At 49.3% G+C, this 24,557-nt stretch carries 25 protein-coding genes, 2 tRNA genes, 1 other RNA gene and 1 pseudogene; 24 read left to right on the forward strand and 5 right to left on the reverse strand.

The genetic code is table 11. The features are described from left to right. The first annotated feature begins 11 nt into the window (after positions 1-11). From comGC to ssrA, 7 genes are all read left to right on the forward strand, one after another. Complete coding sequence (comGC, locus tag DS743_RS01270; RefSeq protein WP_035183560.1) at positions 12-335, forward strand: competence type IV pilus major pilin ComGC; 324 nt, start codon at positions 12-14, stop codon at positions 333-335. Beyond that, positions 332-769: a pilus assembly FimT family protein gene (locus DS743_RS01275; RefSeq protein WP_035183559.1), complete on the forward strand. Its 438-nt coding sequence runs from the start codon at positions 332-334 to the stop codon at positions 767-769. The genes comGC and DS743_RS01275 overlap by 4 nt, the downstream gene beginning before the upstream one ends. Then, complete coding sequence (locus DS743_RS01280; protein ID WP_003619058.1) at positions 759-1,025, forward strand: type IV pilus modification PilV family protein; 267 nt, start codon at positions 759-761, stop codon at positions 1,023-1,025. The genes DS743_RS01275 and DS743_RS01280 overlap by 11 nt, the downstream gene beginning before the upstream one ends. Next, complete coding sequence (locus DS743_RS01285) at positions 994-1,611, forward strand: type IV pilus modification PilV family protein (protein ID WP_051977295.1); 618 nt, start codon at positions 994-996, stop codon at positions 1,609-1,611. The genes DS743_RS01280 and DS743_RS01285 overlap by 32 nt, the downstream gene beginning before the upstream one ends. A 141-nt stretch (positions 1,612-1,752) precedes the next feature. Next, positions 1,753-2,751: a class I SAM-dependent methyltransferase gene (locus DS743_RS01290; protein WP_035161822.1), complete on the forward strand. Its 999-nt coding sequence runs from the start codon at positions 1,753-1,755 to the stop codon at positions 2,749-2,751. Between the two features lie 33 nt (positions 2,752-2,784). Further along, positions 2,785-3,972 carry an acetate/propionate family kinase gene (locus DS743_RS01295; protein ID WP_003614731.1) on the forward strand — a complete coding sequence of 396 codons (1,188 nt, stop codon included), beginning with the start codon at positions 2,785-2,787 and terminating at the stop codon, positions 3,970-3,972. A gap of 66 nt (positions 3,973-4,038) precedes the next feature. After that, positions 4,039-4,400: a transfer-messenger RNA gene (ssrA, locus tag DS743_RS01300) on the forward strand. 91 nt (positions 4,401-4,491) lie between these two features. Here the strand turns inward: ssrA and DS743_RS01305 are convergent. After that, entirely contained in the window at positions 4,492-5,862 is a 1,371-nt protein-coding gene (locus DS743_RS01305; RefSeq protein WP_035183556.1) for an ISL3-like element ISLdl1 family transposase, read from the reverse strand. Between the two features lie 351 nt (positions 5,863-6,213). On the opposite strand from DS743_RS01305, the gene DS743_RS01310 reads away from it, so the two are divergent. The 3 genes from DS743_RS01310 (at position 6,214) to DS743_RS01320 (ending at position 8,835) form a co-directional block, all read left to right on the forward strand. Continuing rightward, the gene (locus tag DS743_RS01310) at positions 6,214-6,369 is read left to right on the forward strand and encodes a hypothetical protein (RefSeq protein ID WP_003617369.1); all 156 of its coding nucleotides are present in this window, start codon (positions 6,214-6,216) and stop codon (positions 6,367-6,369) included. A 178-nt stretch (positions 6,370-6,547) separates the two neighbouring features. After that, on the forward strand, positions 6,548-7,273 hold the full coding sequence (locus DS743_RS01315; RefSeq protein WP_013439295.1) for a response regulator transcription factor: 726 nt from the start codon (positions 6,548-6,550) through the stop codon (positions 7,271-7,273). Then, positions 7,270-8,835, forward strand: coding sequence for a sensor histidine kinase (locus DS743_RS01320; RefSeq protein WP_258945799.1), 1,566 nt, complete (start codon positions 7,270-7,272; stop codon positions 8,833-8,835). The genes DS743_RS01315 and DS743_RS01320 overlap by 4 nt, the downstream gene beginning before the upstream one ends. A 48-nt stretch (positions 8,836-8,883) precedes the next feature. Here the strand turns inward: DS743_RS01320 and DS743_RS01325 are convergent, their stop codons facing one another. Continuing rightward, positions 8,884-11,106, reverse strand: a complete 2,223-nt coding sequence (locus tag DS743_RS01325; protein ID WP_035183553.1) for an LTA synthase family protein — start codon at positions 11,104-11,106, stop codon at positions 8,884-8,886. 148 nt (positions 11,107-11,254) lie between these two features. Between DS743_RS01325 and DS743_RS01330 the strand changes: the two genes are divergently transcribed. The 3 genes and pseudogenes from DS743_RS01330 to DS743_RS01340 all read left to right on the forward strand — a co-directional run bounded on the left by DS743_RS01330 (position 11,255) and on the right by DS743_RS01340 (position 14,879). Next, entirely contained in the window at positions 11,255-11,881 is a 627-nt protein-coding gene (locus DS743_RS01330) for a VanZ family protein (RefSeq protein WP_002880047.1), read from the forward strand. A 76-nt stretch (positions 11,882-11,957) separates the two neighbouring features. Continuing rightward, positions 11,958-13,298, forward strand: coding sequence for a glucose-6-phosphate isomerase (locus tag DS743_RS01335; RefSeq protein ID WP_003617377.1), 1,341 nt, complete (start codon positions 11,958-11,960; stop codon positions 13,296-13,298). 171 nt (positions 13,299-13,469) lie between these two features. Beyond that, a pseudogene (locus DS743_RS01340) lies at positions 13,470-14,879 on the forward strand (peptide ABC transporter substrate-binding protein). 57 nt (positions 14,880-14,936) lie between these two features. On the opposite strand, the gene DS743_RS01345 reads toward DS743_RS01340, so the two are convergent. Together DS743_RS01345 and DS743_RS01350 are read right to left on the reverse strand one after the other, a co-directional pair. Next, positions 14,937-15,009: transfer RNA gene (locus tag DS743_RS01345), tRNA-Gln, on the reverse strand. Between the two features lie 5 nt (positions 15,010-15,014). Continuing rightward, a tRNA-Glu gene (locus DS743_RS01350) sits at positions 15,015-15,086 on the reverse strand. 170 nt (positions 15,087-15,256) lie between these two features. Here DS743_RS01350 and DS743_RS01355 point away from each other — a divergent pair. Next, positions 15,257-16,261, forward strand: coding sequence for a serine hydrolase domain-containing protein (locus DS743_RS01355; RefSeq protein ID WP_035183552.1), 1,005 nt, complete (start codon positions 15,257-15,259; stop codon positions 16,259-16,261). Positions 16,262-16,283: 22 nt separating this feature from the next. Further along, complete coding sequence (locus DS743_RS01360; protein ID WP_002880053.1) at positions 16,284-16,535, forward strand: hypothetical protein; 252 nt, start codon at positions 16,284-16,286, stop codon at positions 16,533-16,535. A 61-nt stretch (positions 16,536-16,596) separates the two neighbouring features. Here the strand turns inward: DS743_RS01360 and DS743_RS01365 are convergent, their stop codons facing one another. After that, positions 16,597-17,952, reverse strand: coding sequence for a Mur ligase family protein (locus DS743_RS01365; RefSeq protein WP_035183551.1), 1,356 nt, complete (start codon positions 17,950-17,952; stop codon positions 16,597-16,599). A gap of 140 nt (positions 17,953-18,092) precedes the next feature. On the opposite strand from DS743_RS01365, the gene DS743_RS01370 reads away from it, so the two are divergent. From DS743_RS01370 to atpH, 9 genes are all read left to right on the forward strand, one after another. Then, a complete protein-coding gene (locus tag DS743_RS01370) occupies positions 18,093-18,695 on the forward strand; it encodes a thymidine kinase (RefSeq protein WP_013439306.1) in 603 nt (200 codons plus the stop codon). Between the two features lie 23 nt (positions 18,696-18,718). After that, positions 18,719-19,804 carry a peptide chain release factor 1 gene (gene prfA, locus DS743_RS01375; protein WP_072544222.1) on the forward strand — a complete coding sequence of 362 codons (1,086 nt, stop codon included), beginning with the start codon at positions 18,719-18,721 and terminating at the stop codon, positions 19,802-19,804. Next, positions 19,797-20,639: a peptide chain release factor N(5)-glutamine methyltransferase gene (gene prmC / locus DS743_RS01380; protein WP_003613581.1), complete on the forward strand. Its 843-nt coding sequence runs from the start codon at positions 19,797-19,799 to the stop codon at positions 20,637-20,639. The genes prfA and prmC overlap by 8 nt, the downstream gene beginning before the upstream one ends. Next, the gene (locus DS743_RS01385) at positions 20,639-21,634 is read left to right on the forward strand and encodes an L-threonylcarbamoyladenylate synthase (RefSeq protein ID WP_035183548.1); all 996 of its coding nucleotides are present in this window, start codon (positions 20,639-20,641) and stop codon (positions 21,632-21,634) included. The genes prmC and DS743_RS01385 overlap by 1 nt, the downstream gene beginning before the upstream one ends. Positions 21,635-21,733: 99 nt before the next feature. Then, positions 21,734-22,363 carry a uracil phosphoribosyltransferase gene (upp, locus tag DS743_RS01390; RefSeq protein WP_002880062.1) on the forward strand — a complete coding sequence of 210 codons (630 nt, stop codon included), beginning with the start codon at positions 21,734-21,736 and terminating at the stop codon, positions 22,361-22,363. A gap of 109 nt (positions 22,364-22,472) precedes the next feature. Then, entirely contained in the window at positions 22,473-23,192 is a 720-nt protein-coding gene (gene atpB, locus DS743_RS01395; RefSeq protein WP_003613585.1) for a F0F1 ATP synthase subunit A, read from the forward strand. 18 nt (positions 23,193-23,210) lie between these two features. Next, entirely contained in the window at positions 23,211-23,435 is a 225-nt protein-coding gene (gene atpE, locus DS743_RS01400; protein ID WP_035183545.1) for a F0F1 ATP synthase subunit C, read from the forward strand. Positions 23,436-23,488: 53 nt separating this feature from the next. After that, a complete protein-coding gene (gene atpF / locus DS743_RS01405; RefSeq protein ID WP_035183542.1) occupies positions 23,489-23,995 on the forward strand; it encodes a F0F1 ATP synthase subunit B in 507 nt (168 codons plus the stop codon). Then, positions 23,995-24,537 carry an ATP synthase F1 subunit delta gene (gene atpH, locus DS743_RS01410; protein WP_002880067.1) on the forward strand — a complete coding sequence of 181 codons (543 nt, stop codon included), beginning with the start codon at positions 23,995-23,997 and terminating at the stop codon, positions 24,535-24,537. The genes atpF and atpH overlap by 1 nt, the downstream gene beginning before the upstream one ends. Positions 24,538-24,557: the final 20 nt, after the last annotated feature.

The following is a 24,557-nucleotide window of genomic DNA, read 5'->3' on the forward strand; positions in this document are numbered from 1 at the left end:
GAAAAAAGGAAATGAAACATTTAAGACGGTTTTGGCCAAAGCGCCAGCGGGCTTTTACTTTAATTGAAATGGTGATCGTGGTCGCAATTATCGCGACTTTGGTTCTTTTGATCTCGCCAAATTTGCTGGCACAAAAGGACCATGCCGATAAGCGGACTAACGATGCTTTTACCACGACCATTCAGACCCAGGTGGAGCTATATGAAGAAAATACGGGCAAGAAGCCGGCCTCTTTCCAGGAAATGGTGGATGCCCACTACTTGACGCAAAAGCAGGAGGAGCAGGCTGAGGATAAGAAGCTGGCAATCGGTGACTTCGCCAAGGGCGGAGAATGAGGCAGAAGGCCTTCAGCCTGCTGGAGACGGTGATAACCTTGGCTATCGCGGGGATGCTGCTGGGTATCGGGGAGATGAGCTTTCAAGGCTTTGAGGACAAGATCAATTTTGACCGCTTCTGCCGGCAGGCGGCGGGACTCTTTCAAGAGAAAATCAGAAGTGCCGCCATTACGGGAAAAAAGGTCGTGATCTACAACCAAAGCAGCCAGGGCAAGCTGGAAGTCATTCAAGACGGCCGGCATGAGAGCCTCAAGATTCCAGATGGAGTTACGGTTTATACCAACTTTAACAATACATCAGGCTGGACAATCAGCAGCGACGGAACCACCAGCCAGGCCTTCACGCTGAGAATCATAAAAAATGATCAGGGGAAAAAAGAGTATGAGAAAGCATATACCTTTTTGCTGTCGTGGGGGAAGATCAATGAAAAGTAAACAGGAAGGCTTTTTGGCCCTGGAGGCGGTAGTCGCTTTGGCCATCGTCTGTATTGCGCTAACCGCCATGGTGACCTGCCTCAGCGGACTAAAGAAACTAGAGCAAGAGTCAAGCCAGCGGGCCAACCAGGCCCTGGCCTACCGGATGCTGAAGGAGTGCCCGGTCAAGCGGGTCAAGGTCAGGGACCATGAGTATGTCTTGACCGGCAAAGGAGACCTGTATGATGAAACCCAGCAGAAGATTTGCCAGAAGTAAGGCTTTCAGCTTGCTGGAGACCATGGTCGCCCTCTTGGTGACGGTGATTTGCCTGTCTCTTTTGTCCTCTAGCCTTAAGCTTTTTACCCTCTTTGAAAAAGACCGGCACGATCCTAATGAACTGGTCTTCTCTTATGTCCAGTTCGCCAAGTTTTTGAAAAAGGACAGCCAGCGGACCTATATTGATCTGGAGAATTCCAATCCTTTGAAGATCATGTTTATCAAAGAAGAGAAAAAGAAAGACAAGAAGGGGGAAGAAAAGATAGACAAAGCTGGCTACGTTCTGGAAATGGACAATGGCGGAAATAATCTTCGGGTCAGAAGATCCGGATCAGACGGCGGCAACATGACCCTGCTGCCAATCTGGGGAGCAACGTTCGCGGCCAGGGATGGCTTGATGGAGGTCCATATCAATGAAAAGGGGAAAAGGTCAATTTTGTATTTTAAAGTCGACAAGGCACCGGAAAAAGAAAAGGAGGCTGAGAAAAAGACTGAAGATCAGAAAACAGACCAGGCTAAACCAGCAAAGGGGGAGCGCCCTGCTGACCAGCGTGCTGCTGCTAGCCACGACAATTTTGCTGATTGACAGTTACCTGGATGCTTATCAGCATGTTATTAAGATCAACCAGCTGCTGGCAAATTATCTCTGGGGCGGGTGAAATTTCTTGCACCCTTCCTTGTAAATCATTAGAATTGGTATGTATTGCAAAGAAGGGTGGACTAAGTCATGAATAGAATTGAAGAACTGTTTGGGCAGACTCTGGAAGCAGTCGAATGCCTGCAAGAAGCCTTGAACGTGCCCCTGGCTGATGCCTTGGTGGAAACTTTTGACAACCTAGAAAGCGGGGAAATCCGCGTGGAAATGGGAGCCCCGGACCAAAAGACGGTGGCTGAGCTTGAAGAACGCTACGCGGCTTTAGACTACAAGAACTGGTCCAAGGCCCAGAAAGAACAGGTCTATGGCCTCCTAGTCCTTAAGGCCGTCAACGATGACGGCCGGGATGCCAACCAGATGCCGACTCCGCCGCTTTTAGCCACGGTCTTGACCCTATTTATGGACAAGCTCCTGCCTAAGAGAAAGCAAGTCCTGCTGGACCCGGCAGTGGGCAGCGGCAACCTGCTCTTTTCTGTTGACCAGCAGCTGGCTGCCCAGAATCATTCAGAAGACCGCTTTGACCTGTTTGGCCTGGATAATGATGAAGAAATGCTCAACTTGGCCGACGTGGCCGCCCACTTGGCGGGGTTAAAGGCCGACTTCTACTGCCAGGATGCCCTGACCGGCTGGCCTGTCAAGCCAGACGTAGTGGTCAGCGACCTGCCGATCGGCTTTTACGCTAACGACGACAATGCCAAGAACTTTGACCTCCGGACCAAGGAGGGGCACGCCTACGCGCACGTCCTCTTCGTTGAGCAGATCGTCAAGAACCTGGCTGAAGACGGCTTTGCCTTCCTTTTGGTCCCGCAGAACATGCTGACTGGTACGGTTGGGGCTGACTTTATGCCCTGGCTGGCCAGCAAGGTCTACCTGCAGGCGATCGTGCAATTGCCGAGCAGCTTATTCCAAAGCAAGATAAGTCAAAAAAGTATCCTTATCTTCCAAAACCACGGCCAAAGCAAGCCGCCGAAGGAAGTTTTGCTCACAAAGCTTGAAAATCTGAAGAAGGAAGAATCTTTGGTAGCCCTTAATATTAAACTGAACGAGTGGTATACTAAGAAAGATAATTAAGTTTGTGAAGTGAGTAAAAGGGGTTTTTTAATAATGGATAAGATTTTAGCAATCAACTCTGGTTCATCTTCATTTAAGTATAAGCTGTTCTCATTAGCTGATGAGAGTGTCTTAGCTTCCGGGCTGGGCGACCGTATAGGTATCGATGGTTCAACCTTTTCAATGAAGTTGGCTGATGGGACCAAGCATGAAGCCGAAGTTGACTTGCCAAACCAGGAAGTAGCCGTGCAAACCCTGCTTGACTGGCTGAAAGAATATGGCGTTATTGCGGACGTCAAGGAAATTGTCGGCGTTGGCCACCGGATCGTGAACGGCGGGGAATTGTTCCCAGACTCAGCAATCATCGACAAGGACAACATCCACAAGGTTTTTGACTTGACTAACTACGCTCCTCTGCACAACCCGGCAGAAGGCCACGGCATTCAAGCCTTCATGAACATCCTGCCGGACGTGCCGCAAGTCGGCGTCTTTGACACTTCCTTCCACCAGTCAATGGATGAAGTACACTACATCTACTCCTTGCCATACGAATATTACGAGAAGTATAAGGCCCGCAAGTACGGCGCCCACGGCACTTCTGTCCGCTACGTTTCCGGCAAGGCGGCTGAATTGCTGGGCAAGGACCTCAAGGACCTTAAGCTGGTTGTCTGCCACCTGGGTTCAGGCGCTTCAGTTACTGCGGTTAAGGATGGCAAGTGCTACGACACTTCCATGGGCTTCTCACCTTTGGCTGGGGTAACCATGGGGACCCGGTCAGGTGACGTTGACCCGTCAGTTCTGCAGTACATCATGAAGAAGGAAGGCATCACTGACTTCAATGAAATGATCGACATTTTGAACCACAAGTCAGGCCTTTTGGGCCTCTCCGGTATCTCCAGCGACATGCGGGACATCAGAAACAGTGATGACAAGCGCGCCAAGCTGGCTGATGCTGTCTTCATCAACCGGGTAGTCCGCTACGTTGGCTCTTACATTGCTGAAATGGGTGGGGCAGACGCGGTTGTCTTCACTGCCGGGATCGGCGAACACGATGATGAAGTTCGTGAAGGGGTCATGAAGTCACTGTCCTTCATGGGCGTTGACTTTGACGACGCAGCTAACAAGGCTGCTAATGAAGGCTTCATCACCAAGGAAGATTCCAAGCTGGCTGGTTTGATTATTCCAACTGACGAAGAATTGATGATCGAACGTGACGTTGTCCGTTTGGCCAAGCTTAAGTAAAAGTTTTTAAGCAGAATATTTGAGGATATGGTCATTTTTTGCTAAAATGATCATGTTCTCTATTTTGGGGATGTTTTGGGATTCGACAGGCGCAGACCCGCGCTGGTTGCGATTCGTAGGTTACGTCTACGTTAAAACGTTAAACAGTTTAAATTAACTGCAAACGAAAACTCATACGCTGTAGCTGCTTAGTTCAGCCCAGCTGCCAATAGACTGCCTGCCCGTGGCGGTCTTGCGGTATCAACCTTACGGGATACGCTTGCTTATCACACCTGAATAAGCGAGAAGAGACTAACAGGTTAGCCGTGGCTGTTTGGCCCTGTCATATGGCGTTTTGCCGCGGTGAAGTTTAAATAATATGACTATGATCGTAGAGACCAGTGACGGGATGCGTTTGGACAGGGGTTCAATTCCCCTCATCTCCATCTGTCTAAAGAAGGCGCGTGTGATTGATGCACGCGTCTTTTTTGTGGAATTTTTATGGTTCAGTATAAAAACTTGTGTAAATGACTGAGAGACTTAGGAAGCTTTCCGCGATAGTTCCATTAACCGCAGGAAGAAGTATTCATCATCTGGATACCCATACCCTTTACGTCTCTCGGTCTTGATCTTATTGTTAATACCCTCAAGTTTGCCAGTTGATATCCCGTATTTGGCAAACGTGTATATCCCTCTCAAATGGCGGTATAAGAGACGCGCAAACCAAATAAAGTGACTATTTTTAGTTGCCTTACAGATATCTATGATCTCTTCTAGTCTGACGCACATTTCTACTTCGTCATGTGAGTTGTATGCTTGATCTAGCAGGTCTTTAACGAGATCTATTGTGAAGAAGAGCTTGTTTTCTTCCAATAGCTCGTCATACCAGACTTCATTACCACCATGAGCCTTTATTTCCGGTGTATTGAATATTTCACCAGCAGTAGACACTAGCTTGTCTTTGCGGGCGTCCTCGTCCTTCTGGACTAATGTGGATCTTTTAGACATCAAGATGTAACGTGAATTCTTAAGCAACTTAGCAGCTTCTGGAGAGCCTTCCTCAGCCAGCCGTCTTTGTTCATCTTTTCGGATCTCTGAAACCACTTTATCGTTGAAATTCTTGATAATGTGGAAGCGATCATAGACGATGTCTAGCTTGGGGTAGCGCCCTTTAAAAGCTTCTTCGAAGTCTGAATTCATGTCGCAAGCCACCGCCTCAACTTTTGACATCCACTCATCGCCAACATGATCCATAAACTCGAAAACAACGGCTTTCTTCTTGCCATGGGCTAAGTAGAGAATATACCCTGTTTCCCAGTCTATGATGATTGCGGTGGCGTACTTATGGCCATCGTGGAGCTTAAACTCATCAATGGCTAAGTATTTTGCCTGCCTTTCAGGTTTTATGAGTGTCTTGCCATCAGTTGTAAATTTAGACAGCAGAAGAGACTTGTGAATTGACTTTACAGTCATCTTGTCCAAGCCAGTAAGCCAAGCCACTGCCTTTAGAGTAAGGCCATAGCTTAACAGTTTCTCAGTGTATTCTTTTAAAGGTTTGGTGATGCGATAACCATCAGCTTTAAAAGGGATAGACTGGCTTCTAGTGTTGAATTGGCAATCAATGTTAAGACAACGAAAACGTGCATAGGACACTCTGATATTGGTGTGTATTCCACCAATAGCGACGTGCTTAAGAGTAGATTTTAAAGACCCATTTTTAACTAGCTTTCTTGAGCAATTAGGACAGAAAGTATCACCACACTCATCTAGCTTTCCTACAAAGGTTAATCCATCTTCATTTTGAATTGGCTCGCCAACTTGAATAAAGTCGGAAAGACCTGATTTAAAGAATAAGACACCTTTGTTAGGCATAACATCTTGAGTAGCAACTGACAGTTCTGTATAATTCATAGTAAGAAGGGCCCCTGTGTTTTTGTCGTTATTAACATTGTAAGGGACAACCCTTCTTTTTTTGTTGCCTATTTTCTATTTACACAAGAATTTATACTGAACCATTTTTATCTTCCAAAATGAAAGAATTCTCCAATATATGCAATGATAAGCTGGAAAGAGCGGTATAGTATAAGAGATAAGTGTTTATAAGGTGTAACTAAAGGGGGAGAAATGAAAATGATTTTCCGAAGATGGCCACTGGAATAAAATAACAAATGCAATAAATCGCAAAGGAATCAAGAGTATAATTAAAAGAATAGAAGCTATTGTTTTGACTGTAAGTACACTTTTTAGTGCGGGAGGTCAACTATGAAACTCAAAGAATTTTTGCTAGGAGCTTATAGCTGCCAAAAAGTCAATGACAAGAGCAGGACCAAGCTCAAGGTCGACCTTTTCCCAGGCCTGCTGCCAACAGCACTTTTTGCCTGGGCGGTTTACAAATTCTTGACTAGCGGCGATGATTAAAAGCAAACTTTTTTCTTGTAGAAATTAAGTGAAAAACTATATAATTTAGTCAATTAGCCCCAAACTTGTGAGTTAAGTTTCAAGTCTTTTTCACAGAATGATTGGCGGCTTTTGATACTTTTTTGCTACGATTATAATATAGTGCGGATTGCACAATTTTTCGGTAAGGGGTTAAAACATGAAGATCTTAATGGTAGAAGATGACAAGTCAGTTTCACAAATGATGGAATTGTTCTTCAAGAAGGAAGGCTGGGAACAAGTTTCCGCCTACGACGGTGAAGAAGCAGTCGAAATTTTCCAAACTCACCCGCGGGACTTTGACATCATCACTTTGGACTTGAACCTGCCAAAGAAGGACGGGATTCAAGTGGCCAAGGAAATCCGCCGGATTTCTGAAACTGTGCCGATTATTATGGTGACGGCCCGCGACAGCGAATCTGACCAGGTTCTCGGCCTGGGTGTCGGGGCTGATGACTACGTAACCAAGCCATTCAGCCCGATGGCCTTGATCGCCAGAATCAAGGCCCTGCACCGGCGGGTAATGCTGGAAGGGCAGCCAAGAAACCTGCCGAAGAACATCCCAAGCAACGACTTCGACTTGGAAACCAACCACATCCGGATCTCCAAGAGCCGGCGGGAAGTCTACTTTGACGAAAACCGGGTTGAAGGCTTGACGCCAAAGGAATTCGACCTGCTCTACACCATGGCCCAGAAGCCAAAGCAGGTCTTCTCCCGGGAACAGCTCCTGGAACTTGTCTGGGGCTATGAATACTTCGGTGAAGAAAGAACTGTTGACGCTCACATCAAGAAGCTGCGCCAGAAGCTGGAAAAGTCCGGCCCGCAGATTATTCAAACCGTCTGGGGCGTGGGCTACAAGTTTGACGATTCACAGGTTAACGCATGAAACTGATTTATCAGCATATTCTGAGTTTTTTGATAGTCATTTTAACCTCGGTCATGATCATTGGCTTTTCAACAATCAACTACCAGAAGGAACAGGCCTATCAAAGCAACTATACGCGCTTGGAAAGTTATGCCGAGAATCTTTCAACCCTGCAGCTGTATTCTAAAAAGACGCAGAGCAAGAATTCACCGCCGGTTTTTTCTGCGGATTTCCTGCAGAAGTTTTCCTTCGTCATGCGGGATGAAAATCTTAAACTGTTTTTGATGGACAAGAACTTTAAGACGACTTATCCCCTTGGCGGCTACGACATCTTGAAGAAGTCAGCCAAATCGATGCTGAAAAAGGGGAAGGTGGTCCAGATCAAGGACGACCACAGCAGCGAGCAGCGGGACCTTGCCCCGAAAGTCCAGGGCCGGGTAAAGCACTATGGCTTAAGAAAGCGGAGCAACCGCCTTTTTGCCGCTGAAAGCTATACCTGGGTCGTGGTTCCCCAGGTCCAAGGATCCGGGTCAAATAAGAAGGTCGTCGGGGCCATCATGATCGGTTCCCGGGTCAAGGATGTCCTGCAGACCGTGAGTCAAGCCAAGGCAAACCTGGCCAGAGCCCTGGTGATCACCTTCGCGGTCAGCTTGATCTTGAGCTTTATTCTGGCCTACTACCAAACTGGCCGGATTAAGAAGCTCTCCCTGGCTGCCCGCAAGGTTGCTGACGGTGACCTGGACGTCCAGGTTGACCACCGCCATGCCGATGAAATCGACGACCTGGCCGAAAACTTCAATGAAATGGTCCGGTCTCTGAAGGCCTCAAATGAAAAAGTCAAGGCCCAGGAAGAGCGGCGGGACCAGTTCATGCAAGATGTGGCCCACGAAATGCGGACGCCTCTAACGACGATTAATGGCCTTTTGGAAGGGATGAAGTATGATGCCATCCCAGAAGAATCAATTCCAGAGTCCATTGACCTCATGAGCCGGGAAACCAAGCGCTTGATCCGCCTGGTCAACGAAAACCTGGACTACGAAAAGATCAGAAGCGGGAAGATCCAGATGATGAAGTCCCAGTTCAATGCCCGGACGATCATGAACGACGTTCAGCAGCAGCTGACTCAGAACGCGGCTAAGAACGGAGACAAGATTATCCTTGACGCTCCGGAAGATTTGCCGGTTTATGCTGACCAGGACCGCTTCAAGCAGATGCTGGTCAACTTGACCCAGAACGCCATCCAGTTTACCAATAACGGGACGATTACGCTCAGGGGCCGGCGCTTACAGCATGGGGCGACCTTCAGCGTCCAGGATACCGGGATCGGGATGACCCAGGAGCAGAGCAAGTATATCTTCGAACGCTTCTACAAGGCTGACCCGGCCCGGGCCCGCTACGGCGGTACCGGTGAATCCGGCCTGGGCTTGTCGATTGTCCTCTCTTTGGTCCGCCAGCACGGCGGGGAAATCAAGGTTATTTCCAAGCCGCATGAAGGCTCAACCTTCATGATAACCCTCTTTGACCAGGGGCATGAGAAGCACTATAACAAGAAGGACAAGAAAGAGTCCAAAGATAAAGAATAGCGACTAAAAAAGCTTACCGGCTGCTGCCGGTAAGCTTTTTTGCTTCTTCTATTTAGTTTTCTTGCTGCTGGCTTTACTTGAGCTGGAACTTGCATTAGAGCTGGATGAACTTGAAGTCATTCTCTCATTCATGGAGCTGGATGAGGACAGGACGCTTTCCGGGATCTGGGTGATCTCGCTTTGCCGCTTGGACAGCTGGCTGGCATCGGTCTTGTAAAGCTTGCTGGTGTCGCCCTTTTGGCTGATGAGGGCGGTTGACTGCTTGCCTAACTGCTCAATCAGGTCCATCATCTGCTGGTAGTTGGTGCTGTAGTTGTAATCGCTCGGGATGACCGGGCTGAAGCCCTTTGGCGTGTAATAGCGGAGCAGGTTCTTATTGTTGAGGGTGTCTGAGTAGGCCAGGGAGTTTTTGCCATAAGCAGCCAGCTTCTTGACTTCGGCTTTTTGCTTTTTGGTCAGCTTGGTCAAAAGTTTGCCGCTGGCGTCATAGAGATTGCCCTTGCTGGTCTTGCCCCCGATCAAGACGTATTTTGGACTGATTACCGTCCCATTTCTGAAGACGACAATTTGCTTGTGCTTAGCTGACAGCATGTCCGTGCCGAACTGGACATATTGCTTGCTGGAGATGCCCAGCAGGTGGAGGATGGTCGGCAAGACGTCGATTTCACCAGCCAGGGTTGACTTGATCCCGCCCTTTAAATTGGAAGCGTGGATCATGAAAGGTACCTTTTGCATCTGGGCGGTGTTGTAGCTGGACCAGTCATTCGGCTCCTTGCCGATCAAAGGCGCCAGGGTGGTGTACTCTTCATTGCTCAAGCCGTAGTGGTCCCCGTAAATGATGATCATCGACTTCTCATAGAGACCGGATTTTTTCAAGTAAGTGAAAAATTCCTTCAAGGCCTGGTCCAGGTAGTGGGCGGTCAAAAAGTAATTATTAATCGTCACGTCACTGGTTGAGCTGGTCTTGAAGTTTGGATCCTGGTCAGCCGTGGCCAGTTCAAAAGGCGTGTGGTTGGTGACTGTGATGAACTTGGCATAGAAGGGCTGCTGCATTCTTTCCAGGTACTTGACGCTTTCGGCAAAAAAGAGCTTGTCCTTAAGCCCGTAGCCGGAGCTGTCCCCGCTTTCCTGACTGAAGTAGTTCTTGTCAAAGAAGTAGTTGTAGCCCATATTCTTGTAAACGTCATTCCGGTTCCAGAAGCTGCCGACATTGCCGTGGAAGACGGCAGAGGTGTAGTTGCTGTTTGCCCGCAAGATTTGCGGGGCAGCCTGGAAGGTGTTGCTGGAGCCTAATGAAGTGAAGAGTGACCCGTCAGAGATCCCGTAGGTGCTGGTTTCCAGCATATTTTCCGCGTCACTGGTTCTCCCCAGGCCAACCTGGTGGTAGAAGTTGCTGTAAGACAGGGTGTGCTTGTTTTTGTAGAAGGAATTAAGGAAGGGAGTAACCTCCTTGCCGTTGACCTTCATCCCGATCAAAAACTGCTGGAAGCTCTCCAGGTGGATGATGATCACGTTTTCCCCTTTTTCCGCCCCGAAGTATTCGGAATTAGCTGGGGCGTAATTCTGCTGGGTAAAGTTGATGATCTTGTTCAATTCACTGGTCGAAGCATTCTTGGTTACGGTCGAGCTGGATTCGTTCTTAATAGCGTCATAAACCGTGAAGGTGTCAATGCCCAGGTACTTGACCACGTAAGTCCGGTCAAAAGTGTTCTTGAGCAGGCGGGGCCGGTTGCATTCAGCCACCATCATGTTGAGGCCCAAAACGAAGAAGCCGAAGGACGTAATGGCAAAAGTCCTGGAAAAGCCGTATGACCGCTGGTCGATCTTGATTACTTTTACCGCCAGCAGGATGACGATGACGATCAGATCCAGCCAGATAAAAATGTCGCTAGGCGCTAAAAGGGCCGCGCTGGACTTGCCCAGACCCTGGGAAACCTTGCTGAGGTTGGCCATGGTCTTGACGGTAATGAAGTCGGTGAACTGCCGGTAGTAAAGGACGTTGGCAAATAAAAGCGCCGTGTTGGCGAAATCGAGGGCCAGCATGGCAATGTAGGAGGCCAGAGGCTTGGAAAAGTAAAAGCCCAGGCTGATCAAAATGATGCTCATGCCCAGGGGGCTGAACCACATGATGATGTGCTGGAGGGGATTGGCCAGGCCTAGATTTAAGTCGCAGTAGGCGACAAAGAGGTATTTCAGCCAGTAGCAGATGACCAGGAGGGCCAAAAAGCCAGTCCGGCTTTGAAATTTGCCGAGAAATTTGCTGTGTTTCAATGTCTTTCTCCTTTTATTACTGTCTTAATTTTAAAGGTTGTGGCAAAAATAGACAAATATTTCCCCAGAGTTATTGCTTTCTTAAAATTCTTCCCCCAAAAAAGCTTGTATAATGTAAGCAGACCTTAGTAGATTGGACCAAGCGAGCATGTTGTTTTTAGCACCTTTATACAATTATTTAGCCAGCCAGTACGCCACCCGGATCAATCACTTTGCCTTGATCAAGTTAACCTTGCAGGGCCTGGACAAGACAATTTTTTACTTCCTGCTCTTCGCCCTGGTCCGGGTCATCTGGCTTTTGGCTGTCCGTAAAAGACGCGGGCTCTGGTCAGAATTCGGCCTCTGGCTCTTCGCCTTTTACTTTCTCCTGGTGCTGATGCTAACGACCTTCAGGTCATCCTACTTCCCTTGGGAACTGAATTTCCATTGGACGCGTCCGCTCAGCAATATCAACCTGGTCTTCATGAAGAATACCTGGAAATTAGTCTATGCCCAGAGCAAGGTCGACTTTTACTATAACTCTATGGGCAATATTTTAGCCTTCATGCCCTTCGGGGCCCTGCTGCCCAATCTGCTGCAAGTCAAGCGTTGCTTTGGCCGGGTCTTTTTCCTGGGGGTCTTGTCATCGGTGACGATCGAGATCCTGCAGTTTTTGCTCATGACAGGGGTCAGCGACATTGACGACGTCTTCTTCAATGCCTGCGGGGTCCTGCTGGGCTACGGGCTCTACTTTTTGCTAGGTCAAATTTGTGTAAAAAATCCCAATAAAGACTAGCAATGAAAGGGCAACAATGATATTATTATCTTGTGAATGATTTATTTAACATTTTCTAGTGAGGAAGCATAAATCAATGAATAGTGTAGTAAGTTTTGACAGTAGTAAATTGACTCCTTTTGTTCACGAAAACGAACTGAAGGAAATGCAAGCAATGGTTAACGCCGCTGACAAGGAATTGCGCGAAGGCACTGGTGCCGGCAAAGACTTCCGCGGCTGGCTGGACCTGCCAGTTGACTATGACAAGGATGAATTCGCCCGCATCAAGAAGGCAGCCAAGAAGATCCAAAGCGACTCTGACGTTTTGATCGGGATCGGGATCGGCGGCTCATACTTGGGTGCCCAAGCAGCCATTGAATTCTTGAACTCATCATTCTACATGGCTGAAAAGAGCGATTATCCTAAGGTTGTCTTCTGCGGTAACAGTCTGTCAGGCACTTACTTGTCAGACTTGATCAACTGGCTGGGCGACAAGGACTTCTCCTTGAACATCATCTCCAAGTCCGGTACCACCACTGAACCTTCAGTTGCCTTCCGGGTTTTGAAGGCCAAGTTGATTGAAAAGTACGGCAAGGAAGAAGCAGCCAAGCGTATTTACGCAACCACTGACCGCCAAAAGGGTGCCTTGAAGACCGAAGCTGACGCTGAAGGCTACGAAGAATTCGTAGTTCCAGATGACGTCGGCGGCCGTTTCAGCGTGTTGTCAGCTGTTGGCCTTTTGCCAATCGCTGCTGCCGGCTGCGACATCGACGCCTTGATGCAAGGTGCCGCTGACGCCCGGGCTGCTTACACTGACCCTGACGTAAGCAAGGACTCACCTTACCAATACGCTGCCTTGAGAAACATCCTTTACCGCAAGGGCTACACCACTGAACTTTTGGAAAACTACGAACCAAGCATCAGAATGTTTGGTGAATGGTGGAAGCAATTGATGGGTGAATCAGAAGGCAAGGACCAAAAGGGCATCTACCCGTCAAGTGCTAACTTCACCACTGACCTGCACTCACTTGGCCAATACATCCAAGAAGGCCGCCGGAACTTGATGGAAACTGTTGTCCGCGTTGCTAGCCCACGGGCTGACGTAGAAATTCCAAACGACGAAAGCAACCTTGACCAACTGAACTTCCTGGCCGGCAAGAACATGAACTATGTCAACGACCGGGCTTACGAAGGCGTTGTTTTGGCCCACACTGACGGCGGGGTTCCAGTTATGACTGTCAACATCGCTGACCAAAGCGAACACACTTTGGGCTACTTGATCTACTGGTTCGAACTGTCAGTTGCTATCTCCGGCTACTTGAACGGGATCAACCCATTCAACCAGCCAGGGGTTGAAGCTTACAAGCGCAACATGTTCGGTCTTTTGAACAAGCCGGGCTACGAAGACTTGCACGACGAACTGGCAAGCCGCCTGTAATCTTTCGTAAATGAAACTAAGAAGAGCAAGATCCGCGGATCTTGCTCTTTTTTGTTCAATTTGATATTTTTTGGGCCAAAGATGATAAAAAATACATTAAGTGCTGCAATTTAAGGGGAGCAAAGAGAGTATTGCCTATGTTACCGCTTTAGTAAGAGGGGGTAAAGGAAGATGCCATCAAGAAAAATTGCCTTGACCGGACTTGCTTTAGCTGCTTTAACGTTAACAGCCTGCAGCAAGCAGGAGAGCAGTCAAAAGGAGCAGGATTTGAACTGGTCAGTCGGCGGGGAAATCATCACGATGGACCCGTCCAAGGCCACGGACGTGGTCAGCTTCAGCCAGATGATCAATTCAATGGAAGGGCTCTACAGAAACAGCAAGGACGGGCAAAGTCCGGGCCTGGCCACTAGCGCCCAGGTTTCCAAGGACGGGCTGATTTATACTTTCAACTTGCGCAAGTCCAAGTGGAATGATGGCACGCTCGTAACTGCCCAAGACTTTGTCTACTCCTGGCGGCGGACCGTCAATCCCAAGACTGAGGCCGAGTACTAGTATCTTTTTTCCGGGATCAAGAACGCCGATGCCATCCAAAACGGCAAAAAGCCGGTTTCCAGCCTGGGGATCAAGGCCGAGGGCAAGTATAAGCTGGTCGTCACTTTAGAGAAGCGGATGGCCTATTTTAAGGACCTAATGGCCTTCCCAGTCTTTTTCCCGCAGGAGGAAAAAGACGTCAAGAAATACGGGGACAAGCAGAGCGTCAAGCTTGACCAGATCAGCTTCACGGTCAACAAGACGGCGACTATCGCCTACAACCTCTACCAGTCAAACAAAATAGATGCCCTGGGCCTGGACTCCAATTTGACCAAGCAGTTCAAGGGCAAGAAGAACTACTATAGCCTCTCCAACGGGGGACCTACTATCTGGAACTTAACGAAAAGAACCCGAACCTGGCCAACAGCAACATCCGCAAGGCCATCTCCCTGGCCATCAACCGGGAGAACCTGATCCGGATTTTAGGCGGCAACAACCAGGTGGCCAATACTTACACAGCCAAGCAAGGCCAAGGAGTACTGGCAAAAGGGCCTGAGTGAACTCGGCAAGTCCAGCTTGATCTTGAAGCTGCGGACCAGTGACAGCGACGGGGGTAAGAAGACCGGCGAGGCCCTGCAGAGCATGCTGGAAACCCAGCTGCCAGGGCTGAAATTGACGGTCACCAGTGTTCCCTTCAAGACCCGCCTGGCCCGGCGGGAAAACTGCGAGTTCCAGATCTGCGGGTCAGACTGGATCGCTGACTTCGCTGACCCGATTTCCTTCCTGGAACTTCTGACCAGCAAGAACAGTTCCAACTATGGCTCCTGGAAAAACAGCCAGTATGACAAGCTGATTGCTGCTTCCAAGAACACCAATAACCAGGAAAAGCGGCTCAAGGATATGAGTGAGGCGGAAAGCATCCTGCTTGACGATACCGGGGTCATCCCGCTTTACTATGAGGACGATGCCTGGCTGATCCGGTCAAATGCCAAGGGCTGGATCTGCAAGCGGAGCGAGTGGAACTTTAAGGAAGCCTATGTGACTAAGTAATGTGATTTGAAAAGAAGAAAAAAGGCAAGCTCCAGAGGAGCTTGCCTTTCGGTATTATTGCGATGTCCGGGCTCGAACCGGAACATTATGGATTCAGAGTCCACTGCCTTACCAATTTGGCTACATCGCAGTAAATCACCCGTACGAGAATTGAACTCATGACTCCACCTTGAGAGGGTAGCGTCTTAACCACTTGACCAACGGGTGAAGTTTGTGTTCGAATTACCGACATTCATTATTATGCTTTCTTTGCAAGAAAAAGTCAAGGCTCTCGGCAAAAAAAGTCTAAAATTTTTTCAGGCTAGCTTGGAAAGGCTGAAAACTGCCGTATAATATAGCTAATTGCCCGTACGGGCCTTTTAGAAAGGAGTCACCGCTTGCTTAATTTTCCTAAAACCCAGCTGCTGATTGAAAGCATGGTTTCTGAAAGAATTGTTCCTGGAGTCAACTACGCACTCTTAAAAGGTGACCAGGTCTTTGCCTCGACTTTGGGCTTTGCCAGCATTTATCCGGCTAAAAGCCAGCTGAGCCCTTTTGCCTACTATGACTTGGCCAGCTGCAGCAAGGTTTTGGCCACGACGGCTGCTTTCTTGCAGCTGAGGGAAGAGGGAAAGGTCGACTTTGCTGACCCCTTGCAAAAATACGTGCCGGAATTTAAGGACGGCCGGGTCCGCCTAAGCCACCTTTTGACCCACACATCTGGCATCCGGGGCTGGATCGAAAACCGGAATGCCTTGTCCGGCCCGGAATTAATGAGGGCGATCGTGGGCTTGCCAGTGACCAGCGAGTTTAACCGGGTGGTCCGCTATGCAGACACCAACTTCGTCCTTTTAGGCCTGGTTTTAGAGCGGATCACGGGCAAAGCAGTCCAGGACCTGGCCAGCGAGCGGATCTTCCAGCCAGCTGGCTTGACTGAAACGACTTTTGCTCCGCCAAAAGAGGAGTGCGTGCCAACGGAACTAGTTGACGGCCAGGTCATTCAAGGCTTCGTTCATGACCCCAAGGGCCAGCAATTAGGCCGGCGGTGCGGGTCAGCTGGCCTGTTTAGTACCGTCAGCGACCTGGTCAAAATGGGCCAGGGCTATATGGGGGTCAGTGACATTTTGCCATTAAAGAAAGAAACAATCCAAGATCTCTACCAGGTCAAGACTCCGGCGGGTTTAAAAGCCCGGTCCTGGGGCTGGAACCTGGTCTTTGACCCTAAGGAAAACTATCCCATCATCTACCACACCGGTTTTACCGGCACTTTGGTCTTGTTTGACCAGGTCAAGCAGTCCGGCTTGATTCTTTTGACCAACCGGGTTCACCCTTCTCGGCACAATCAGATCTTTTTGACTATGCGCAGCCGGATCATCAACGCTTTTTTGCAGGAAAACCGCTAGCTAGAAAGAGGAGCAAAATCACATGAAATTAAGCAATAAGCAAAAGGGCTGGCTGCTTTTAGCCGTCTACGGCCTGGTCATCATCATCCTGGGCCGTTTTAACAGCCGGATGTCGCCTTATTATGCCATCACCGCTATCACGGCATTTGCCGTGGCCCTAATCGAGGGCCTGCTTTTTGCCTTTAGCAAGAACGCGACATACAAGGCGGTTGCCTTTTTTGCCGGCTTGGTTGCCTTGATCAACGTAGTCGCCGTCTTAACTACGGCAATTTAAAAAATCCCGCGGCTGACCGCGGGATTTTTATTTACTCTTTTACTTACTTGCTTTGCGTATGCTAGTTGATTCTTCTCTTCAAGACGCCCTTGTCGGCAAAGACCTGCCGCAGGTGCAGCATGGCCGTGTAGGTTGAGAGAATGTAGATCTTGTCAGTCGGCGCCTTTGCAAAAGCGGCCAACAGCTGGTCAAAGTCGCTTTCAATGATCATCTTGTCCGGGTCAAAACCGGCAACTTCCAGGCGGAAGGCCATGTCCTTGTGCCGCTCGCCGCCGACGATGACCTGGTCGATCTTGTCCCGGTCCAGGCTTTCAAAGTTCCCGTCCCAGATCCAGCTGGTGTCGATGCCGTCAGCGTGGTGGGCGTTTAAGAGGGCAGCCAGGCTGTAGTGGTTCTTTTCCGTGTCCAGGAGGCTGAGGACTTCGTTTAAGCCAACCGGGTTCTTGACCAAGATGATGTTGATCTGCTTGCCCTGGTAGTGAATCAGTTCCTGGCGACCGAAGATCCGCTTGTTTTTGGCAAAAGCCGCCGCGATTTCATTGGCGGAAACGCCGAATTCTCTGGCGCAGGCAAAGGCGGCCAGGGCATTGTAGATATTGTAGGTGCCGCCGATGTTGATGGCGAATTCCTTGCCTTCAATGGTAAACTTGATCCGGCTCGGGGTCTGCTCGCTGATTTCTTCCAGCTTGTAGGTCAAATCCGGCCGCTTGTAGCCGCAGTTCGGGCAGAAGAAGTCACCCAGGTTGGCATAGGAAATTGCGTGGTAGTGCAGGATATGCTCGCACTTAGGGCAGAGTACCCCGTCAGTGTTGACGTCAGCCTTGAAGTCATTTTGCGGTTTGTCCTGGTCAGTTTCAAAGCCAAAAAAGACTTTTGGATTCGGCAGGTCGACTGAAGAGAAGATGCTGGCGTCCCCGTTAGCGATGATGGTTGCATCTGGCGCCAGCTTGATGCCGGCGACGATCTTTTCATAGGTCGTGTAGATCTCCCCGTAGCGGTCCATCTGGTCTCTGAAAATGTTGGTCAGAACAAAGGCCTTGGGGTGGACCAACTGGGTTACGGCCTTGACGTTGGCTTCATCGACTTCCAAAACGGCCAGTTTCCGGCTGCTTTTTTTCTGGCCATGAGCCAAAAAGGCAGTTACGATCCCCTGGGCCATGTTGGACCCGGATGGGTTGGTCAAAATATCGCCGTATTTTTCTTTCAAGGTCTGGGTGATGAGGGCCGTGGTCATGGTCTTGCCGTTGGTCCCCGTAACGATAATGGTCTCGTAGTCCTTGCCCAGTTGCTCAAGGACATCTGGGTCAAGCTTCATGGCTAGCTTGCCGGGAAAGCTGGTCCCGCCCTTTAAGACATTGTGCAGGAACCAGTAAGAGGACTTGCCGGCAAAAGTTGCGATGTTGGATTTAAAACTCATGATTAACTTCCTATTCTGCATTAAAACTATGATAAATCTTACCATAAGACGGAAAGTTTAGCGGCTAAAATGCGTAGCTTTTAAACTTTTGCAAAATACACTATACTTATTTGAGCGAGATTAATACAAAGGTGGAGAATATGGCACAGTTTTTTTTCGAATACGGAGCGATGGGCAGCGGCAAGACGATTGAAATCTTGAAGGTTGCCCACAACTACGAGATTCAAGGACGCAAGGTGGCTTTATTGACTAGCAGCGTTGACACCCGGTCCGGCCGCGGCGTGGTGGCTTCCCGGATCGGGCTCAGCCGCAGCGCCCAGCCGATTGAGCCGGACCTGGACCTCTTTGACTATATCACGGCTTTGAACCAGCAAGAGCAGGAGTCTGACGGCCACCCCTTAGCGGCGGTCTTGATCGATGAGGCCCAGTTCTTAAAAAAGGCCCAGGTCATCCAGTGTGCCCGGGTCGTGGACGACTTGCACATTCCGGTGATGGCCTTTGGCCTGAAGAATGATTTTCAGAACCATCTTTTTGAAGGCAGTGAGTATCTTTTGCTTTATGCTGATAAAATAGAAGAGATGAAGACAATTTGCCACTTTTGCGGGCACAAGGCAACCATGGCCCTGCGCTACAAGGACGGTTTGCCCGTCTATGAGGGTGAGCAGGTGCAGATTGGCGGCGACGAGGCTTACTACCCGGTCTGCCGCTTCCACTATTTCCACCCCGATCAGGCAAGAGACTAGTTTTTATTGGAAGGATTGATTAAATGGATAATGTAATGGCACAGCTGGAAAGCTTGGAAGTGCGCTATGAAGAAATTCAGGAAATGATGGCCGACCCGGAAGTCATCGCTGATACCAAGCGCTACATGGAAATTACCAAGGAAGAAGCTGACATGCGGGAAGTCGTGCAGAAGTTCCGCAAGTTCAAGGCCGACAAGGAAGAAATTGCCGGCAACAAGGAAATCATCGCTGACGGTTCAGACCCTGAGCTGGTTGAAATGGCCAAGATGGAAAACTCTGAGCTGGAAGATGAAATCAGCCAGCTGGAAGATGAAATCAAGATCTTGATGCTGCCAAAGGACCCTAACGATGACAAGGACATCATCATGGAAATCCGGGGGGCAGCCGGCGGGGATGAAGCTTCCCTGTTCGCGGGCGACCTGCTGCGGATGTATGAAAAGTACGCGGAAAACCAGGGCTGGAAAGTTTCTATCGTCGACAGCGAACAAACTGAAGTTGGCGGCTACAAGCGGGTGGCTATCATGATTACTGGTAACAAGGTCTACTCCAAGCTGAAATATGAAAACGGGGCCCACCGGGTGCAGCGGATCCCAGTAACTGAATCAGCCGGCCGGGTGCACACTTCAACTGCTACCGTTGCCGTCATGCCAGAATATGAACAGGTTGACATTGACCTTGATCCAAAGGAAATCCGGGTGGACGTCTACCGGTCATCCGGTGCGGGCGGTCAGCACATCAACAAGACTTCCAGTGCCGTCAGAATGACCCACTTGCCAACCGGTATCGTGGTTGCCATGCAGGACCAGCGGTCCCAGCAGCAAAACCGGGCCAAGGCTATGGAAATTTTGAAGTCCCGGGTTTACGACTACTACGAAAGCCAGAACCGGGACAAGTACGACGCCAAGCGGAAGAACGCGGTCGGCACCGGTGACCGGTCAGAAAGAATCAGAACCTACAACTACCCGCAAAACCGGGTGACTGACCACCGGATCGGCCTCACTTTGAACAAATTGGACCGGATCATGAACGGGGAACTGGACGAAGTCATCGATGCTTTGACGGTTTACTACCAAACCAAGCAATTAGAGGAGCTGGCAGAAAATGCATAAGAGTTTACGAGAAATGCGGATTGAGGCCAGTGAACTGGCTGAAAGCGCACGGAGCGAGGAAATCGACTTTCTTTTGGCTGAGCGGCTGGGCCTGACGCCAAGCCAGTTTCAGCTTAAGCAAGACATGGAATTGTCTGACGCTGAAGTCAAGCAGGCCAGAAAGGACATGAAGCGCCTGGCTAAAGGGGACTCACCCCAGTATATCCTGGGCTATGCCTGGTTTTTAGGCTACCGCTTGCGGGTGGCCAAAGGCGTGCTTATTCCCCGCTTTGAAACTGAGGAACTGGTTGAATGGGCCCTAGCGCACTTACAAGACGGCGACACTGTCCTTGACCTGGGGACTGGGTCAGGCAATATTACGGTGGCCCTGGCCAAGGAAGCTGAAAGCAAGGGGATCAAGGACCTGCATTTTTACGCCAGTGACGTTAAGGACACCCCGCTCAGAATCAGTGAAGAGAACTTTTTGGACTACGGCCTGGACGTAACCACCCGCAAGGCCAATGTTTTGCTGGGCCTGGGTAAGTTTGACTTGATCATTTCCAACCCGCCTTATATCAAGCCCAGCGAGAAGAACGTGATGGACAAGGGCGTTCTGGCCAATGAGCCGGAAGAAGCCCTGTTTGGCGGCCAGGATGGCCTGGCCTTTTACCGTAAGTTCGCTGAAGAAGTTAGAGACCACTTAAACTCGGGCGGCCGCTTCTTCATGGAATTCGGCTTTAGCGAGGAAGATGAGCTGAAGGCCCTGTTTGCCGAAAAATTGCCGGACTTTAAGGTGGAATTCCGCCGGGACATGGCCGGCAAGCCGCGGATGCTGTTTGGGGAGTGGAAGAAATAATGGAAACCAAGATTTTTAAACGGGAACAATTGGATGAAGCAGTCAGCCTGCTTAGGAAAGGGGAATTAGTTGCCTTTCCGACTGAAACTGTCTATGGCCTGGGGGCTTTGGCCACCCGGGACGATTCAGTCAAAAAGGTCTACGCGGCCAAAGGTCGGCCTAGCGACAACCCCTTGATCGTGACCGTGGCTGACGAAGCCATGATGCGCCCTTACGCTAAGGAAGTGCCGGAGCGGGCGGAGAAGTTGATCAAGCACTTTTGGCCAGGTCCCTTGACCATCCTGCTTTTATCTAAAGAAGGGGCCCTGCCGGAATCTGCAACCGGGGGCCTGCCAACGGTTGCCTTCCGCTGCCCGGATGACCAGCTGACTCATGACTTGATCGCCAAGCTTGGCTACCCGATCGTCGGGCCTTCCGCCAACACCTCGACTAAGCCGAGCCCAACCACGGCCCAGCACGTCTACCACGACTTAAAGGGCAAGATCGCTGGAATCGTTGATGGCGGCGAGACTGAAGTGGGCCTGGAATCAACCATCGTTGACCTGTCGGTTAACCCAGCAGTTGTTTTGCGGCCGGGCAAGATTACGCCAGAAGAGATCAGCCAGGTCTTGGGCGAAGAAGTTTTGATCAACCGGGGCCAGGTAAGTGACAAGGACGTGCCGAAGGCGCCAGGGATGAAATACCGCCACTACGCGCCAAGTGCCCAGGTTTACGTGGTCGACCAGGCGGAAACTTTTGCTAAGCTGGACCTGGATGTTTCCTGCGGAGTCATGGCAACTAGTGACCTTTTGGAAAACTTACCTGTACCTGAGGAAAATAAGTTCAATTTAGGCAAAAATCTGACGGAGGCTGACCACAACCTGTTTGCCGGCCTGCGCTATTTTGACGACCGGCCAGAAATTAAAAGTATTTATGTAGAGGGCTTTGACCAGGGTGAGGAAAGTCTGGCCTACATGAACCGTTTAAACAAGGCTGCCGGCGGTCATCATGTCTAATCTGGACGATTTCATGTTTTAAAAAAAGAAATTGCTTTAAACCATTTCTTTTTTTATTTATAATAGAGACGACATGGTATTTTTGAATGGAGGAACTATATGGGAAAGTTCACTGTGTTAAACCATCCATTGATTCAGCACAAGCTGACGATCATTCGCCGCAAGGAAACTGGATCAAATGAATTTCGGAGAATCGTTGGCGAAATCGCCGGTTTGATGACCTACGAAATCACCCGCGACCTGCCTTTGCAAGACGTTGAAATCGAAACGCCAATGGGCAAGACGGTGCAAAAGGAACTGGCCGGCAAGAAATTGACTATCGTGCCGATCCTGCGTGCCGGCATGGGCATGGTCAACGGGGTTTTGGAAATGATTCCGTCAGCCAAGGTCGGCGTCGTTGGCATGTACCGCGACGAAGAAACCTTGAAGCCGGTAGAATACTTCTTCAAGGTTCCTAAGGATGTTACTGAACGTGAATGCCTGGTCGTTGACCCGATGTTGGCTACTGGCGGTTCCGCCAACCTGGCTATCGAAGCTTTGAAGAAGCGGGGCGTGACCGACATTAAGCTGGCCGTCCTGGTTGCTGCGCCGGAAGGCGTCAAGGCGGTGCAAGATGAACACCCGGACGTTGACATTTACGCGGCTGCCCTTGACGACAAGCTGCTGCCAAACGGCTACATCTTCCCAGGTTTAGGGGATGCAGGTGACCGGATCTTTGGGACTAAATAATTAAAAAAGTCGCTATAAAAGCGATTGCAAAAGTTCCAATTAATTTTTATTGGTGTACAATAGATGACGTGTTCGAAGAATTCAACACAAGAAGGGAGGTCACGAAGAATTGGAGAAATCACTTGTCTTCAATATTAACGGTACCGGACTGAATGTCGACTTGGTCGGCATTATCGGTTCGACCTTGATGGCAATTGTGGTTTTTGCCATTTGTTACGCTCTTTCACGTAAAGTTGAAATGAAACCGAACAAGAAACAAAATGTCCTGGAATACCTGATCGATTTTACCGACGGGATTGTCAAGGATAACGTCGAAGACCCGGCTGCGCAAAAACATCTGTCTCTTTACGCCTTTGTTTTGTTCCTTTTCATCTTCTGCATGAATCAACTAGGGTTGTTCTTGGAAGTGAAAGTCGGTGACTATATGGTCATCAAATCACCAACTGCTGATCCAGTGACGACGATGTCGTTCGCGATGATGACCTTGCTTCTGTCATTTACCTTCGGGATTCAGAAATTTGGCACGAAGGGCTACCTGCAGAACTATGCACGTCCTGTCGGTTTTCTTTTGCCGATTAACATCATTGAAGAATTTACCAACTTCTTGACGTTATCGCTGCGTCTCTACGGTAATATCTTTGCGGGTGAAGTCCTGCTGACCCTGATCGGGAACCAGCTGGGGCCAAGCATGGGGATTGTAACCAGAATCCTGGCTGCGCCGCTCGCAATGATCTGGCAAGGTTTCTCTGTCTTCATTGGCTCTATCCAGGCGTATGTTTTTGTAACCCTTTCTATGGTTTATATTGGCAAGAAGGTTACACAAGAATAATTTTTCGGAGGTTTTATTATGACTACAGGTTTAAAGGATTTAGCTGCTGCACTTGTTGCTGGTATGGCTGCTTTGGCTGCTTCATGGGGGAACGGTAAGGTTATCTCAAATACGATCGAAAGCATCGCCCGCCAACCAGAAAGTGCTGGTAACTTGAGAGCAACTATGTTCATCGGTGTTGGTTTGATCGAAGCCGTTCCAATCCTGGCTATCGTTATCGCTTTCTTGATTTTGTTCCTGTAATTAACCAGTCGTTAAATTACATTAGTTACTAAATTGAGAGAGAAGGATTGTTGATGGAATTTCAACCAGTATTCGCCGGCGCTGAAATCTCAATCATTAATACCCTTTGGTATTTAATAGTATTCAGTATCCTTTTGCTGGCCGTCAAGCATTATGCCTGGGGCCCGGTAAAGGACATGATGGAGAAGCGCCGTCAGAAAGTCATTGATGACTTGGATCAAGCTGCTAGCGACCGCAAGAAGGCTGAAATTTTGGCCAATGAACGGGAAGCAGCCTTGAAGAATTCAAGACAAGAAGCAACCCAGATCCTCTCTGATGCCAAGAGTAATGCGCAAAAGATCGGCAAGCAAATCGTCAGCGAAGCCAACGCTGAAGCTTCCGCTATCCGGGAAAAGGCCAAGGCTGACGCAGCGCAAGCTAAGACTGACGCCTTGAACGAAGCCCGCGACGAAGTTGCTGATCTTTCTGTGACGATTGCGGAAAAGGTAATTGCTAAGAACTTATCTGCTGCTGATCAAAAAGATTTAGTTGATCAGTTCATTAAGGGGTTGAACGATTAATGGCCTTAAGTAGAGAAGAAACGGCAAGACGCTACGGAACAGCGATCTTTGATTTTGCCAAAGACAGCGGCAAGACTGAGCTCATGTACAGCGAACTGACTGAATTGAAGAAGGCAGTTCAAGCAGAGCCCCGTTTTGTCCAGGTTCTGAGCAATCCTGTTTTGGACGCCAAGCAAAAGGAAAGTCTTTTGACGGCGGTTGAACAGGGCTTTTCTGCAGAGCTTCAAGAAGTTTTAAACTTCTTGCTTAGCTATGATCGTTTTGACAACTTGGTTGACATCATTGACTACTACATTCACCTGTACAATGCTGCCAACCACATCGGAACGGGTGTCGCTAAGACTGCATTGAAGCCAGATGAAGATCAGCTGCAGCGCCTTGCGGACAGCTATGCCAAGAAATATGGCTTGCAGGCACTTCATCTTGAAAATGAAGTTGATCCAGAAATTATCGGCGGCGTGGTCCTTGAGGTTGAAGGCCGCGTGATCGATGGCTCAGTAAAGCATCGATTGGAGAAAATCCGCGCCATGTTAACAAAGTAAGTATTATAAAGAGGTGAAAC

It is taken from the genome of Lactobacillus leichmannii, from assembly GCF_024701915.1.
Lineage (GTDB): Bacteria > Bacillota > Bacilli > Lactobacillales > Lactobacillaceae > Lactobacillus > Lactobacillus delbrueckii.